At 66.1% G+C, this 15,065-nt stretch carries 17 protein-coding genes; 15 read left to right on the forward strand and 2 right to left on the reverse strand.

Annotation, left to right across the window (positions count from 1 at the left end; genetic code table 11):
* Window positions 1-8: 8 nt before the first annotated feature.
* Window positions 9-353 (reverse strand): cytochrome c, encoded by a 345-nt coding sequence (locus tag I4484_RS01205; protein WP_197449241.1) that lies wholly within the window; start codon window positions 351-353, stop codon window positions 9-11.
* Between the two features lie 191 nt (window positions 354-544).
* On the opposite strand from I4484_RS01205, the gene I4484_RS01210 reads away from it, so the two are divergent.
* The 8 genes from I4484_RS01210 (at window position 545) to I4484_RS01245 (ending at window position 7,057) form a co-directional block, all read left to right on the forward strand.
* Window positions 545-1,048 carry an Lrp/AsnC family transcriptional regulator gene (locus tag I4484_RS01210; protein ID WP_234283658.1) on the forward strand — a complete coding sequence of 168 codons (504 nt, stop codon included), beginning with the start codon at window positions 545-547 and terminating at the stop codon, window positions 1,046-1,048.
* Window positions 1,045-1,566 carry an AsnC family protein gene (locus I4484_RS01215; RefSeq protein ID WP_197449242.1) on the forward strand — a complete coding sequence of 174 codons (522 nt, stop codon included), beginning with the start codon at window positions 1,045-1,047 and terminating at the stop codon, window positions 1,564-1,566. Before I4484_RS01210 ends, I4484_RS01215 begins: the two co-directional genes overlap by 4 nt.
* Window positions 1,563-2,045: an Lrp/AsnC family transcriptional regulator gene (locus I4484_RS01220; RefSeq protein ID WP_197449243.1), complete on the forward strand. Its 483-nt coding sequence runs from the start codon at window positions 1,563-1,565 to the stop codon at window positions 2,043-2,045. The genes I4484_RS01215 and I4484_RS01220 overlap by 4 nt, the downstream gene beginning before the upstream one ends.
* Window positions 2,020-2,568: an Lrp/AsnC family transcriptional regulator gene (locus tag I4484_RS01225; protein ID WP_197449244.1), complete on the forward strand. Its 549-nt coding sequence runs from the start codon at window positions 2,020-2,022 to the stop codon at window positions 2,566-2,568. The genes I4484_RS01220 and I4484_RS01225 overlap by 26 nt, the downstream gene beginning before the upstream one ends.
* Before the next feature lie 28 nt (window positions 2,569-2,596).
* On the forward strand, window positions 2,597-3,811 hold the full coding sequence (gene nirJ, locus I4484_RS01230) for a heme d1 biosynthesis radical SAM protein NirJ (RefSeq protein ID WP_197449245.1): 1,215 nt from the start codon (window positions 2,597-2,599) through the stop codon (window positions 3,809-3,811).
* Window positions 3,812-3,899: 88 nt separating this feature from the next.
* On the forward strand, window positions 3,900-4,751 hold the full coding sequence (gene cobA, locus I4484_RS01235; RefSeq protein WP_197449246.1) for a uroporphyrinogen-III C-methyltransferase: 852 nt from the start codon (window positions 3,900-3,902) through the stop codon (window positions 4,749-4,751).
* Window positions 4,748-6,277 (forward strand): nitrite reductase, encoded by a 1,530-nt coding sequence (locus I4484_RS01240; protein WP_276571215.1) that lies wholly within the window; start codon window positions 4,748-4,750, stop codon window positions 6,275-6,277. The genes cobA and I4484_RS01240 overlap by 4 nt, the downstream gene beginning before the upstream one ends.
* Before the next feature lie 114 nt (window positions 6,278-6,391).
* A complete protein-coding gene (locus I4484_RS01245; RefSeq protein ID WP_234283657.1) occupies window positions 6,392-7,057 on the forward strand; it encodes a LuxR C-terminal-related transcriptional regulator in 666 nt (221 codons plus the stop codon).
* A 19-nt stretch (window positions 7,058-7,076) separates the two neighbouring features.
* On the opposite strand, the gene I4484_RS01250 is transcribed toward I4484_RS01245, so the two are convergent.
* Window positions 7,077-7,559, reverse strand: a complete 483-nt coding sequence (locus I4484_RS01250) for a hypothetical protein (RefSeq protein ID WP_197449247.1) — start codon at window positions 7,557-7,559, stop codon at window positions 7,077-7,079.
* Between the two features lie 298 nt (window positions 7,560-7,857).
* Between I4484_RS01250 and I4484_RS01255 the strand changes: the two genes are divergently transcribed.
* The 7 genes from I4484_RS01255 to I4484_RS01285 all read left to right on the forward strand — a co-directional run bounded on the left by I4484_RS01255 (window position 7,858) and on the right by I4484_RS01285 (window position 15,064).
* A complete protein-coding gene (locus I4484_RS01255; protein ID WP_197449248.1) occupies window positions 7,858-9,066 on the forward strand; it encodes an NnrS family protein in 1,209 nt (402 codons plus the stop codon).
* A 13-nt stretch (window positions 9,067-9,079) separates the two neighbouring features.
* Entirely contained in the window at window positions 9,080-9,472 is a 393-nt protein-coding gene (locus tag I4484_RS01260; protein ID WP_197449249.1) for a SirB2 family protein, read from the forward strand.
* Window positions 9,473-9,568: 96 nt separating this feature from the next.
* Window positions 9,569-9,889 (forward strand): carboxymuconolactone decarboxylase family protein, encoded by a 321-nt coding sequence (locus tag I4484_RS01265; protein WP_197449250.1) that lies wholly within the window; start codon window positions 9,569-9,571, stop codon window positions 9,887-9,889.
* 260 nt (window positions 9,890-10,149) lie between these two features.
* Window positions 10,150-10,602, forward strand: a complete 453-nt coding sequence (locus I4484_RS01270; protein ID WP_197449251.1) for a cytochrome c — start codon at window positions 10,150-10,152, stop codon at window positions 10,600-10,602.
* Between the two features lie 38 nt (window positions 10,603-10,640).
* Window positions 10,641-11,987 (forward strand): cbb3-type cytochrome c oxidase subunit I, encoded by a 1,347-nt coding sequence (locus I4484_RS01275; protein WP_197449252.1) that lies wholly within the window; start codon window positions 10,641-10,643, stop codon window positions 11,985-11,987.
* 57 nt (window positions 11,988-12,044) lie between these two features.
* Window positions 12,045-12,860, forward strand: coding sequence for a CbbQ/NirQ/NorQ/GpvN family protein (locus I4484_RS01280; RefSeq protein WP_197449253.1), 816 nt, complete (start codon window positions 12,045-12,047; stop codon window positions 12,858-12,860).
* A gap of 260 nt (window positions 12,861-13,120) precedes the next feature.
* Complete coding sequence (locus I4484_RS01285; protein ID WP_197449254.1) at window positions 13,121-15,064, forward strand: nitric oxide reductase activation protein NorD; 1,944 nt, start codon at window positions 13,121-13,123, stop codon at window positions 15,062-15,064.
* Window position 15,065 lies beyond the last annotated feature (1 nt).

Genomic DNA, 15,065 nt, shown 5'->3' on the forward strand with positions numbered 1-15,065 from the left:
CTCCAGGGTCAGTCGCGTTGCAGCGTTTCCAGGCGGTTGTCGGTGCGCAGGTGATCGGCGATCCAGCGTGCCTCCGCCTCGCTGAGCAGGGCCTTCCAGCTCGGCATGGCGCTGCCGGGAATGCCGTGGCGGATGATGTGCGTGAGCGCCTCGGGGCTGAAGCCCTGCATGCGATCGCGGGGCAGCGCCGGGCCCAGCCCGCCGCGCAGGGTCATGCCGTGGCAGGAGCCGCAGTCCTGGTAGAGCAGGGTCTCGAGCTCGGCCCGGCGCTCGGGGCCGAGCGCGTCGGCGCCGGCCAGGGCCGGCAGGGCCAGGGTGGTGAAGAGCAGCGACCTCAGGACCGGCGATGTCATGCAGCACCTCGCAGCGTGGCGGTGGGTCAGGCAGGGAGCGGCCGTCGCCGCAGTGTCCCGCCCCGGAAAAGGGCCCGCCTTGACCGTCATCAAGCTCTCGGCAAGTCGCTCGGGTCTTTTGACTTGCGTCAACGGCATGGCCGATGGCGGCGTTCTGGCCTGATGTGGCATGTAAGATACCGCTTAAGATCATGTCTCCATCGTCCGCCCGGTACCTGCCCATGGCCGAACTCGATGCACTCGACCGACGCCTCATCGATGCCTTCCAGCGCGACCTGCCGCTATGCCCGCGGCCCTTCGCCGTCATGGCCGAGCGTCTGGGCGTGAGCGAAGCGGAGGTGCTGGCGCGCCTTCATGCGCTCCAGCAGGACGAAGTGCTGAGCCGCGTGGGGCCGGTGTTCGACCACGCCCGCGCCGGGGCCAGCCTGCTGGCGGCCGTTTCCGTGCCCGAGGCCGAGCGTGACGCGGTGGCGACGGCGATCAATCGCTCCCCCGGGGTCAATCACAACTATGCGAGAGAACACGACTTCAACCTCTGGTTCGTGATGACGGCCGCCGACGAGAACCAGCTCGAGGCACGCCTGGAGGCGCTGGAGGAGGAGCTCGGCCGGCCGCTGCTGCGCCTGCCGATGGTCGAGGGTTACCACATCGACCTTGGCTTCCCGATCCCCTGGGACGAGCTGGAGGCGCCATGACGCGGCTCTCGTCGCATCTCCTTCCCCCCCAGGCCAGGACGGCGTCGCTGCGCCTACGTGCGCTGCTGGAGCGCGGCCTGCCGCTGACCGAGCGCCCCTGGCGCGCGCTCGCCGAGCAGTGCGGCATGAGCGAAGGCGAGGTGCTGGCCTGGGTCGAGCGCTGGCAGCAGCAGGGGATGATCAAGCGCTTGGGGCTGGTGGTGCGCCATCATGCCCTGGGCATTCGCGCCAACGCCATGGTGGTGTGGGACCTGCCCGACGAGCACGTGAGCGAAGTGGGCCGGCGGCTGGCCGCGGAGCCCGCGGTGACGCTCTGCTACCGCCGTCGTCGCCAGCCGCCCGAGTGGCCCTACAACCTGTTCTGCATGATCCACGGCAGCCACCGCGAGCGGGTGCTGGCGGCGCTCGACGAGATCGTAGGGCGCCACGGCCTGCAGGGCATCCCCCGCCGCGTGCTGTTCAGCCACAAGGCCTACAAGCAGTGCGGCGGCCGCTACACCCACGAGGAAGAGCCATGAGCGGCGAGCGCGTCTCCCGGCCGGAGCCGGCCGAACTCGACGACGCCGACCGGCGCATCGTCAACCGCCTGCAGGAGGGCCTGCCGCTGTGCGAGCGGCCCTACGCCTTCGTCGCCGCCGAGCTGGCGCTCTCCGAGGGGGAGCTGCTCTATCGCCTCGAGCGGCTGCTCGAAGCCGGAGTACTCAGCCGCTTCGGGCCCATGTACCACGCCGAGCGCCTGGGCGGCGGCCTGACCCTGGCGGCGCTGGCGGTGCCGGAAGCCGATTACGAGCGAGTCATCGCGGCGGTCAACGCCTTCCCCGAGGTCGCCCACAACTACCGCCGCGAGCACCGCCTCAACATGTGGTTCGTGCTGGCCACCGAGACGCCGCAGCGCATCGGCGAGGTGATCGCGGCGATCGAAGCCGCCACCGGCCTTGCGGTGTTCAACATGCCCAAGCAGGAGGAATTCCATGTCCGACTCCACCTGCCCGTCTGAGCCGCCTGCCGTCGCCGCGGACTCGGATGGCCTGGATGAGCTCGATCGCGCCATCGTGCTGGCCACTCAGGCCGGCCTGCCGCTGGTACCGGACCCCTGGGGCGCGGTGGGCAGCCCGTTGGGCCTGGCCGGCAACGAGGTGCGCGCGCGCATGCAGCGCATGATCGACAGCGGCGTGATTCGCCGTATTGCCGCGGTGCCCAACCACTACCGCCTGGGCTACATGGCCAACGGCATGAGCGTGTGGGACGTCGACGACGCTCGCATCGACCGGCTCGGGCGCGAGGTGGCCGCCGTTCCGGGGGTCAGCCACTGCTACCGCCGGCCGCGCCACCTGCCCGACTGGCCCTACAACCTGTTCGTCATGCTGCATGGGCACACGCGCGACGAGGTCGAGCGCCAGGCCGAGGCGCTGCACGAGCGGCTCGGCGAGGCCTGCCGCGACTACCGCATCCTGTACAGCACGCGCATTCTCAAGAAGACCGGCCTGCGGCTCGTCCGCCGACCCGGCCCGCCGCGCTGAGGTTCGCTCAGCGCCAGAGGAGGTTTGCATGTTTCGCGTCACCCGCTACGTCAAGTCGCTGCTCGAGCCCGCGATCCCCGATCACGCCACCGCGGGGCCGGCCGCCAAGCCCCCCGGGCCGGTGGTGATCTGGAACCTGATCCGACGCTGCAACCTGACCTGCAAGCACTGCTACACGGTGTCGGCGGACGTCGACTTCCAGGGCGAACTTTCCACCGACGAGGTCTTCACCGTCCTCGACGACCTCAAGCGCTTCCGCGTGCCGGCGCTGATCCTCTCCGGCGGCGAGCCGCTGATGCGGCCCGACATCTTCGAGATCTCCCGGCGCGCCCGCGAACTCGGCATCTACACCGGGCTCTCCACCAACGGCACCCTGATCGACGAGCGCAACATCGCGCGCATCGCCGAGTGCGGTTACGACTACGTGGGCATCAGCATCGACGGCCTCGAGGCCACCCATGACGAGTTCCGCCGCCGAAAGGGCGCGTTTCGCGAGTCGATGCATGCGGTGAAGCTGTGCAAGCAGCACGGCATCAAGGTGGGGCTGCGCTTCACCCTGACCCAGCAGAACTACGAGCAGCTCGATGCCATCCTGGCGCTGATCGACGAGCACGACGTCGACAAGTTCTATCTCTCGCACCTCAACTACGGCGGGCGCGGACACCGCCACCGCAAGCAGGACGCCTGGTACCGGATGACCCGCGACGCCATGACGCGGCTGTTCGACCACTGCCGTGACGAACTCGAGCGCGGCGTCGAGCGCGAGTACGTCACCGGCAACAACGACGCCGACGGTCCCTTCCTGCTGATGTGGGCCCGTAAGCATTTCCCCGACCGGGCCGAGGCGCTGGAACGCCGGCTGATCGACTGGGGTGGCAACGCCTCGGGGGAGCACATCGCCAACATCGACAACCTGGGCACGGTGCACCCGGACACCTTCTGGTGGGACCACGACCTCGGCAACGTGCGCCAGCGCCCCTTCTCCGAGATCTGGCGCGACAGCCAGGATGCGCTGATGCAGGGCTTCCGCCAGCGTCCGCGTCCGCTCAAGGGGCGCTGCGCGGAGTGTTGCTTTCTTTCCATCTGCAACGGCAATACCCGGGTGCGGGCTTGGAAGGTGACTGGCGACCCCTGGGAGGAGGATCCCGGCTGCTACCTCAGCAACGCGGAGATCGGCGTCGAGCCGAGTCGGCAGCGCCGCGTGGCCGCCCCGTTCGATGCCATCCAGGCCATTGAGCTCTGACACGAACAGAGCCGACGAACGAACCCTGCAACCCTGCACAAGAAAACGAATGCCAAGACCGCGTTGACGCTTCGGGGAGAGGCCGACCATGACCACACACCGCCATTCGCGATACCTCAGTTTCGCCCACGACGAGGCGCCGCTGGCCCCCGGCGAAGTCGCCATCGTCGGCGCCGGCCCGGGCGATCCGGGCCTGCTGACCCTGCGCGCGCTGTCGCTGCTGCAGCAGGCCGATTGCCTGGTGTTCGACCGCCTGGTGTCCGAGGAGGTATTGGCTCTGGCCCGCCCCGAGGCGGTGCGCTACTACGTGGGCAAGGCCTCGAGCCATCACTCGCTGCCCCAGGAGCAGACCAACGCCCTGCTGGTCGAGCTGGCCCTCGAGGGCAAGCGGGTGCTGCGCCTCAAGGGTGGCGACCCTTACATCTTCGGCCGCGGCGGCGAGGAGGCCGAGCACCTGGTCGCCTGCGGCGTCGGCTTTCGCGTGGTACCGGGCATCACCTCGGCGTCGGGCTGCTCGAGCTACGCCGGGTTTCCGCTCACCCACCGCGATCATGCGCAGAGCGTCACCTTCGTCACCGGCCACGCCAAGGCCGACGGTGAACTGGCGCTGGACTGGGCCGCGCTGGCGGTGCCGCACCACACGGCGGTGTTCTACATGGGCCTGGCCAATGCCGCGTTGATCAGCCGCGAACTGCAGCGCCACGGCCTGCCGGCGGACCATCCGGTGGCCCTGGTGGAGCGCGGCACGACGCCTGGGCAGCGCCACGTGCTGTCCACCCTGGGTGAGCTGGAGGAGGCGATCGAGCGCGAGGCGCTCAAGCCGCCGACGCTGATCGTGGTGGGCGAGGTGGTGCGCCTGGCCGACACCCTGGGGCCCGGAATGACGACGATGGCACGCCACGGCGTGACACCGATGGATGGCCGGAGGCTGGCCGTATGAGGCGCATACTGCCGCTGTTCGCCGTTCTGCTGGGCCTGGCACTGCCCGTTTCGTCGCTGGCGCAGGCCGATGCGCCGGACCCCACCATGCTCTACCATCAGCACTGCGCCGCCTGCCACGGTGTCGATCGGCTGGGCGGCATCGGCCCCGCACTGCTGCCCGACAACCTCTCACGGCTGAAGCCGGCCGAGGCCGTCGAGGTGATCCGCGGCGGCCGCCTCGCCACGCAGATGCCGGCCTTCGGCGAGATGCTCGGCGAGGCCGAGGTCGGCGCCCTGGCCGAGTGGATCTACGCGCGGCCCGAGGTCGAACCGAGCTGGAGCGATGCGGACATCCTGGCCAGCCACGTGGTCAACCACTACCACGGGACGCTGCCCGACGAGCCGGTGTTCGAGGTGGAGGATCTCAAGAATTTGTTCGTCGTAGTCGAGATCGGCGACCACCACGTCAGCCTACTCGACGGCGACCGCTTCGAGCGCATCGCCCGCTTCCCCAGCCGCTACGCCCTGCACGGCGGGCCCAAGTACTCGCCGGATGGCCGCTACGTCTACTTCGGCTCCCGCGATGGCTGGGTGACCAAGTACGACATCTACAACCTCGAGGTCACCGCCGAGGTGCGCGCCGGCATCAACATGCGCAACATCGCCGTTTCCGCCGATGGCAATTACGTGCTGGCCGGCAACTACTTGCCTCATTCGCTGGTGCTGCTCGATGCGCGCAACCTCGAACTGATCGCCAGCATTCCGGTGGAGGGGCTCGACGGCGACACCTCGCGGGTCAGCGCCGTCTACACCGCGCCGCCGCGCAACAGTTTCGTCGTCGCGCTCAAGGACATCCCCGAGGTGTGGGAGATCCGTTGGCCCGAGGAGCGGGCCGCAGGCGACGAGGCGCTGGTCGGTGACTTCGCCCTGCACCGCATGGCGGCGCCGGACTACCTCGACGACTTCTTCTTCGATCCCGGTTACCGCTACCTGGTGGGGGCGGCGCGTGGCGGACAGGGTGGGCAGGTGTTCGACCTGGACAGCGAAGCCAAGGTCGCCGACCTGCCGTTGGAGGGCATGCCGCATCTCGGCGCCGGTATCACCTGGGAGCTGGATGGCCGCCGGGTGATGGCGATACCGCACATCGACCGCGGCCAGGTCTCGGTGTTCGACATGAGCGACTGGTCGCTGGTCAGCGAGATCGCGACCGACGGCCCCGGCTTCTTCATGCGCAGCCACGCCAACTCACCCTATGCCTGGGTCGACGTCTTCTTCGGCCCCAACCACGACCGCATCCACGTGATCGACAAGCGGACCCTGGAGATCGTCGAGACGCTGATTCCCGAGCCGGGCAAGACCGCCGCCCACGTCGAGTTCGACCGCCGCGGCGAGACCCTACTGCTAAGCATCTGGGACAACGACGGCTACCTGCTGTGGCTCGACGCCAACACCCTGGAGGAGCTGGGGCGCATGCCGATGAACAAGCCCTCGGGCAAGTACAACGTGTGGAACAAGACCCAGTACGAAGAGGGCACCAGCCATTAATTGTGCTGAGGCGGGCTGTTGTCCATTTGGACAAGTTTATTTTTGTTCCATTCTTGGATATTTTGAAAAAAAAGTATAAGAAACAGAAGCAGGCTTGGATGCAGGGGGACGAGAATGATGGATGACAAGCTCAGTGGCATCTTTATTGTCACGGATGCAAGTCCACAGAGCCAGCTGTTTAACCACTATGTGGCGGACCACCTTAACTGTTCTGTGCGCATTGTAGATAAGGAAGAGCTAGTACAAGAAAACATTGCTGATGTGCTTGTTTTGCTCGATGCCGACCACATTGATGGCAGTACGCTCAAGCAGTGTCAGGACCAGGCGACTTCCAGTGAAGGCGTGGCCATGGCAATGCTGAATCTCCGTGACGATGAGCATGCTATTAATTTTTTCTTCAATTACAACTTGACGGGCTGCTTTTACCGCAGGGACTCGCTGGAGCAGATTTGCCGTGGATTGGAGGTACTCCTGGATGGGGGGCTCTGGATGTCGCGTTCGCTGATGTCGCGCTTGATCACCAGTTATCGCGATCACCGGCTGGGCTCTTACCAACCCCCAATGGGCCTGTCTCACCGAGAGCTGGATGTGATCGCTCAGCTGGCCTCGGGCGCTTCGAACAGAGAGATTGCCGACAAACTCTTCGTCAGCGAGCATACGGTCAAGACGCACTTGTATAACGTCTACCGTAAGATTGGGGTGCACAGTCGTCTCCAGGCAATGGCCTGGGCCCGGCACAACTTGGTGGGATTGGAGCGTTATGCCGGGCGCGCTTGCTGAAGATGAGCGAAGCCCAGGCTCAGGCAAGCAATTCTTCCTTAATACGCTGGGCCACTCGGTTCTGCTCAATGAACCGATGGAGTGACTTTCGTATCTCGTTGGTGCAGCAGAAGCGGAGCTGGTCTTCATAGAAGCGAAAGGACGCTTGCGTATCGAGGAGCGCCTGCGTCAGGAGGCGCCTGACCCCCTCGTCCTCATTGACAAAGAACTGGCTGGGGAAGGTATCCATCGGTCCTACGGCTCTTTGGCGCGTGAAAATTTTCCTTTCGGCGTGTGGCATCATTTGGCTGAGCAGGTGACGAAGCGTGTCTAACCGCTCCTCGCATTCGATACCGAACAAGGCCATCACCAGGCTGATGTCTTGCCGGCCAGGAAGAAATCCTAGCGCAAGCTTGCGATAACGGCCGAGTTCGTGGAGCTCGTGTTGGTAAAGTCTTAGAAGCTGGCTCTGGGGAAGAGTGTCACTGTCGCAGCGAGGTAAGGCGAATAGGGGCGCTGTCATGAGGCGGGTTCTCCAAAGTCTTGAGCTGCCGGTTCCATAACGTCTTTGAGCGTTGTTAATCTACCGAGCTTGGAGTTGGCTATGTTGACGAGCATCAATTTTTTCCTCTAGTGAGGCATTTTTAAGCTTTGTTTCGTAGCGGACTACGACACGGCACTACCCAATCTCATTCGCCCATGGCCCATGAGCTCTCAACCTTGCGCTATGCACATGCAGCTTCTTGATGCCGGTCATGACAGTGAGGCGTCGATGGGCGCACAATTGGCAATGTCCTAGCGTTCATGTCGGATATTGCCTCATGCCTCTCCTTTCTGCGCTCCGTTATCAATGCCCGTCCAGCCTGCCCATCGCGCGGCTGGCCTTCCGTCCCTTCTTCCTGCTGGCGTCGCTGTTCAGCGTGCTGGCGATGGTGGTGTGGTTCGCGTTCTGGCACGGCGACATCCTGCTGCGGCCCCACGGCGGGCTGATGTGGTGGCACCAGCACGAGATGCTGTTCGGCTTCGGCGCCGCCGTGGTGGCCGGCTTCCTGCTCACTGCGGTGCAGAACTGGACCGGTCGCAGGAGCATCAGCGGCGCCCCTCTGCTCGGCCTGGTGGCGCTGTGGCTGGCGGCGCGGCTGCTGCTGGCGTACCCCTCTGGCCTGCCGGCATGGCTGCTGGCGAGCGTCGACCTGGCGTTCCTGCCGCTGGCCGCGCTGATCATGGCGCGCCTGGTACTGGCAGCGAAGCTGTGGCGCAACCTGATGTTCGTGCCAGTGCTGCTGCTGCTGGCCACGGCCAACCTGGCGATGCATGTGGGCGTTGCCCAGGGCAAGCTCGAGCTGATCCGCGAGGGCGCCTACCTGGCCGTGCTGCTGATCGCCGTGCTGATGGTGCTGCTGGGCGGCCGGGTGATTCCCTTCTTCACCTCGCGCAAGCTGGGGCGGCCGCAGCCGGCGCCGATTCCGTCGCTGGAGAAGCTGACCCTGGGGTCGTTGCTGGCGGTGGTGCTGCTGCAGCTGCTGACGCTGGGCGGCGTGGCGGTGCCCGAGGCGCTGCATGCGGCGGCGATGCTGGTGGCCGCGGTGGCAGGTGTAATGCGCCTGGCGCGCTGGGAAGGGCACCGCACGCTGCACGAGCCGCTGCTATGGGGGCTCCACCTGAGCTATGCCTTCGTGCCGGTCGGCCTGGCGATGTGGGCCATGGCGCTGCTGGGGGCGTTTCGCGTCGAACTGGCGGTGCACGCCCTGGCCATCGGCGGCATCGGCTCCATGATGCTGGCGATGATGGCGCGGGTGTCGCTCGGCCATACCGGGCGTACCATTCGCACCCTGCCGGGCATCGGCGTGGGGCTGAGCCTGATGTTCGCCGCCGCCCTGTTGCGCTCGCCGGTGCTCGCCGCCTTCCCACAGATCACCCACTGGGTCTACAACCTGAGCATCCTGTTCTGGTGCATCGCCTATCTCATCTTCCTGTTTCACTATACGCTGCCGCTATTGCGTGCCCGTGTGGACGGGCAGGAGGGATAGACGGAGCCAGTCGATGATCGAACACTACGCCCTGATCAAGCACCTGCACATGACCACCGCGGTGCTGAGCATTACCTTCTTCCTCGTACGCGCCTGGTGGTCGGTGCGCGAGGTCACGCTGCTCCAGCGGCGTTGGGTCAGGATCCTGCCCCACGTCAATGACACCCTGCTGCTGGTGCTCGGTCTCACGCTGATGGTCATGCTCTCGCTGTGGCCGCAGCAGCACCCGTGGCTCGCCGCCAAGCTGCTGGCGCTGCTCGGCTACATCCTGCTCGGCACGGTGGCGATCAAGCGCGGTCGTACGCCCATGACCCGTGGCCTGGCGGCCTTGGCCGCGGTGGTGGTCTTCTGCTACATGCTGGGGGCTGCCGTGACCAAGGAGGCGCTGTTCTTTTTGCCGAACTAGGCAGTGTCTATAACTCGACGCACCTTTTCCTACCGGAACGACCTTCTATACTGAGTCGCACAAGGGAAACTCAGTCATAATAATGAGGACGGTAGCATGTCACATCATGATCTTCCCTCCGGTGCCGGCAAGGTGGCCGACGACTACCCCGAGGTGTGGCGCGCCTACGCCTCGCTGGGCAAGGCGTGCGCCGAGGCCGGTCCGCTGGATGCCCGCACGCGGCGCCTGGTCAAGCTGGCGCTGTCCATCGGAGGCGGCTCCGAGGGGGCCGTGCACTCGCACATGCGTCGCGCCCTGGAGGAGGGCATCGAGCCCGAGGCGCTCAAGCAGGTGGCCATGCTGGCGATCCCCACCCTGGGGCTGCCGGCCGGGGTGGCGGCCTTGACCTGGATCGAGGACATCACCGACAGACGCTAGGGAGCGGAGCCTGTCCATGAGCCTTTCTCCGCACGGCGGGCGCGTTGGCCCGACGTGCGACATTCGGACGCAGGCTGTTCAAACCCACTCATTTCGCCGCTTTCGTGCCTCTTCATCAGCACATTGACCGGCGTCAATGTCTGGCTCCGCTCGGAGCTGCTAATCTAAAGATGCATTACGGATGCATCTTTAAAGGTGGGACACGCCGGCCCCGGCTGCAGGTCCCGTAGGCAAGCCACAACTAGCAAGGGGGGATGGCCATGACCGAAGGCCTCACCAAGGCGGCGGCCCGCAATATCTTCTATGGCGGTTCGCTGTTCTTCTTCCTGTTGTTCACCGCACTGACGGCGCACAGCCACTGGTACATGGTGACCAAGTCCACCGACAAAGGGGGGCTCACCGAGTCCGTCGAACTCGGCAAGCACGTGTGGGAAGAGAACATGTGCATCAACTGCCACAGCATCATGGGTGAGGGCGCCTACTTCGCTCCCGAACTGGCCAACGTATGGGAGCGCTACGGCGGCCACACCAACCCGGAGGGCGCACGCATGGCCATAACTGCCTGGATGCGCGCCCAGCCGACCGGAGCACCGGGGCGTCGCCAGATGCCGTACTTCGACCTGACCGACGAGGAGATGACCGCCCTGATCGATTTCCTCGAGTGGACCGATTCCATCGACGACCAGAACTGGCCCCCGCACCCCGCCGGCTGATGCGGTGAATCCGGGTTGAGGCAAGGAGAACGAATACGATGAAATACGAAACCCAGAAGGTGGCCCTGCCATTCTTCGCCGTGGCCATGGCCCTGTTCGCTCTGCAGATCGTCTTCGGTCTGCTGGCGGCGACCGTCTATGTGTCCCCCCACTTCCTGGCCGAGTTGATGCCGTTCAACATCATGCGCGTCAGCCATACCAACTTGCTGATCGTGTGGCTGTTGATCGGCTTCATGGGCTGCACCTACTACCTGATGCCGGAAGAGGCCGAGCAGGAGATCCACAGCCCCGGCCTGGCCTACCTGCAGCTGGCGATTTTCGCCTTCGCCGGCGCGGCGGCCCTGGTCGGCTACCAGTTCGGCATCCACGAGGGACGCGAATTCCTCGAGCAGCCGTTCTGGATCAAGGTGCTGATCACCATCTCGTACCTGATCTTCCTGTTCAACACCAGCATGACCCTGCTCAAGGGGCGTAAGACGGCGATCAACCTGGTGCTGATGCTGGGCCTGTGGCTGGCGGCGGTATTCTGGCTGTTCGCCTTTTACAACCCCTCCAACCTGGCGGTGGACAAGCTCTACTGGTGGTGGGTCGTGCACCTGTGGGTCGAGGGCGTGTGGGAGCTGATCATGGCCTCGCTGCTCGGCTACCTGCTGATCAAGATGTCCGGCGTCGACCGCGAGGTCATCGAGAAGTGGCTCTACGTCATCGTCGGGCTGTCGCTGTTCTCCGGCCTGCTGGGCACCGGTCACCACTACTACTGGATCGGCGCGCCGAGCTACTGGCAGCCCATCGGCAGCATCTTTTCGACGCTCGAGGTGATCCCGTTCTTCGCCATGGTGGTGTTCGCCTTCTACATGTTCTGGAAGGGCAGCCGTAACCATCCCAACAAGGCGGCCATGCTGTGGGCACTGGGCTGCCCGACCATCGCCTTCTTCGGTGCCGGCGTGTGGGGCTTCATGCACACCCTGTCGTTCATCAACTACTACACCCACGGCACCCAGCTTACCGCCGCGCACGGCCACCTGGCCTTCTACGGCGCCTACGTGATGCTGATCCTCGGTGTGATCACCTACGCCATGCCGCAGATCCGTCGCAGCCAGCCGTACAACCAGGTGCTGAACATGTGGGGCTTCTGGATCATGACCTCGGCCATGTGCTTCATGACCTTCACCCTGACCTTCGCCGGTGTGGTGCAGACGCACCTGCAGCGGGTGCTGGGCATGAACTACATGCAGGTGCAGAGCCAGCTCGACCTGTTCTTCATCATGCGCCTGGGTACCGGCGTGGCCGTGACCATCGCCGCGGTGATGCTGATCTACTCGTTCTTCGGTCCCGCACGCGAGCAAGTGCCCGCTTCCAGCCGGCCGCTGGCCGCTACCGAGTGACCGACGCTCGATGGGGCGCACAGGCGCCCCATCGAGCCTTCCCCAGGAGTGACGCCCATGTCCCATATCGCTACCGCTTCCGCCCAAAAGTTCGAGCAGGAGCTGCCCTACTACGAGCCGGTCGGCAACGAGTGCGCCCTGTTCGAGCAGGCCTACCAGCAGCGCCTGCCGCTGCTGCTCAAGGGACCGACTGGCTGCGGCAAGACGCGCTTCGTCAGCCACATGGCGGCGAAGCTCGGCCGGCCGCTGTTCACCGTGTCATGTCATGACGACCTGACCGCCGCCGACCTCACCGGCCGCTACCTGCTGCAGGGCGGCGAGACACGCTGGGTCGACGGTCCGCTGACCCGCGCCGTGCGCGAGGGCGGCATCTGCTACCTCGACGAGGTGGTCGAGGCGCGCAAGGACGTTACCGTGGTGCTGCACCCGCTGACCGACGACCGCCGGCTGCTGCCGCTGGAACGCACCGGCGAGCTGCTCGAGGCACCCGACGATTTCATGCTGGTGGTCTCCTACAACCCCGGCTACCAGCACATCCTCAAGTCGCTCAAGCCAAGCACCCGCCAACGCTTCGTGGCGATGTCGTTCGATTTCCCGCCGCCCAAGGTGGAGTGCGAGATCGTCGCCCGCGAGAGCGGCCTGGCGTTCGATCGCTGTGCCGCGCTGGTCAACCTGGCCGCTAGCCTGCGCGCCATGAAGGGGCAAGACTTGGAGGAGGGCGTCTCCACGCGCCTGCTGGTCTACTGCGCCACGCTGATCAACGCCGGCATGCCGATCCTCGATGCCGCCTGCGCCACCCTCGTCGAGCCACTGTCGGACGACCAGGACGTGCAGCAGGGCTTGATGGAAGCGATCAAGGCCACCTTTGGTTAACCACACTGTTGCCGCGTCACTGGATGATCGGTACCTGCCCACGCGAGGGGCGCCGGGGGCAGGCCAAAGAGGAGGTCCTACGCAGGGGTGAGGAGCACTGCTCCGAACGGGCTGGCCATGGACGGCCAGCACCGGCCCTGCAAGCGAAGCAGGACGCGAGAGCGACGCAGGGCGTAGGTAGCGTACAAGGATGTATTCACAGCGCCTCCTCGACGGCCTGCCGCCGGATCAGCCCCGACTATTTGCCCAGGAGACGATGCATGCTGGACTTTCTTGAGGTCGAAGAATTCGTCGGTCGCCGCTGGCACCGCTGGGCTTCTAGTGCCGTCAGCTACCCCGACCACCCCGAGGCCGCCGTACGCCTCGACGACCTGCGTGCCCTGCTTGGCGTGTTCTTCCGCTGCGGCGGCGGCGAGGCCGGTGTCGAAGTGGCGGCCATCGCCCGGCGCAACTCCAGCCACCGCCTGTCGCTGCGCCAGCGCCTCGGCCTGGACGAGGAGCCGTTGGACCAGGCCCGCCGCGACGAGGAGCACCTGCTGCTGCCGCCGCGCATCGCCGTTTTTCCCGAAGCCGAACTCAACCGCGACCTCTATATCTGGCTGACCGCCTACCTCGCCCTGGGCGAGCTTCCGACCCGGCTCGACGACCCGCTGCAGCGCGACTTGCAGGCGCTGCGCCTGGCGCGCCAAACCACCCAGGCGGTGCTCGAGCGCTTCCCGGGCCTGACCGAACGCTATGCCCGCCTGTGCCAGGCGCTGCTCGCGGTGCGGCCCCAGCGCAAGCGCCTGCCGCCCATGGAGGCCGCGCTCGAATCGACCCTGCTCGCCCAGCTGGGGGGCCCGGTGCCTCAGGCGGGCTGGCCGCTCGCCATGCACGATGCCATTCTCGATCCGAGTCTTTCGCTGGACGACTTCCGCGCCCCGCGCGGCTATCGCCCGCCGCTGCCGGTGCCGTTGTGGGGCGACGTGGTGGCGCTGGGCACCCGCGATGGCGAACGCGAGGCCCTTGATGACGATGCCGATGTTGCCGTGCGGCGCGACCAGCAGGCCGACGACGGCGGCAAACGCAAGGCCGAGCGCCGCGAACAGGACCAGGCCGACCGCGACGACCCGCTGATGCTCAACGCCTCGGAGAAGATGCTCTCCTGGGCCGAGATGGTGAACCTCAACCGTCACGTCGAGGACGAGGAGGAGGAGACGGCCAAGGAGGCCGCCGACCAGATCGACGAGATCGTGCTCAGCCCCAATCGCAAGCAGGCCGCCTCGCGGCTCAAGCTCGACCTCGACCTGGCCCCCGACGAAGCCAGCGGCGGGCGCCTGAGCGGGCGCCACACCTACCCCGAGTGGCACCACCGCAAGCGGATCTACCTGCCCGACCACTGCGTGGTCTTGAGCGACGTGCAGAGCGAGGAGGGCGAGCAGTGGGAGCCCGACGAGGCCACGCGACGCCGCATCCGCAAGGTACGCCGCGAATTCGAGGCGTTGCGCCCGCGGCGCGAGATCCTGCGCGGCCAGCTCGACGGCACCGAACTCGACATGGACGCGGTGATCCGCTCGCGCTGCGACCTGGCGGCCACCGGCGAGTCGAGCGACCGGCTCTACCTGGCGGCGCGGCAGCAGGCCCGCGATCTTGCCGTCTCGATCCTGATCGACGTCTCGCTTTCCACCGAGGCCTGGCTCGAGGACCGGCGCATCCTCGACGTCGAGAAAGAGGCGCTGCTGGTGCTGGGCCACGGCCTGGCCGGCTGCGGCGACGACTACGCCATACACTGCTTCACCTCGCATCGCCGCCACAAGGTGTGGGTCAATACGCTCAAGGGTTTCGACGAGCCCATGGGCGACCGGGTGGGCCGGCGCATCGCGGCGCTCAAGCCCGGCCACTACACGCGCATGGGGCCGGCGATCCGCCACGTGACCCAGGAGCTCGCCAAGCGCCCCAACCGCCACCGGCTGCTGCTGGTGCTCACCGACGGCAAGCCCAACGACACCGACTACTACGAGGGGCGCTACGGCATCGAGGACACCCGCCGGGCGGTGCTCGAGGCGCGCCAGCAGGAGGTGCGGGTGTTCGGCGTCACCGTCGACAGCGAGGGGCACCGCTACGTGCCGCACCTGTTCGGCCGCGGCAGCTACGCCATCGTCAACCGGCCCGAGCACCTGTCGCTGGCGCTACCGGGCATCTATCGTCAGATCATCGGTTCCTGAG

The organism is Halomonas sp. SS10-MC5 (assembly GCF_015992245.1).
Classification (GTDB): Bacteria; Pseudomonadota; Gammaproteobacteria; order Pseudomonadales; family Halomonadaceae; genus Halomonas; species Halomonas sulfidoxydans.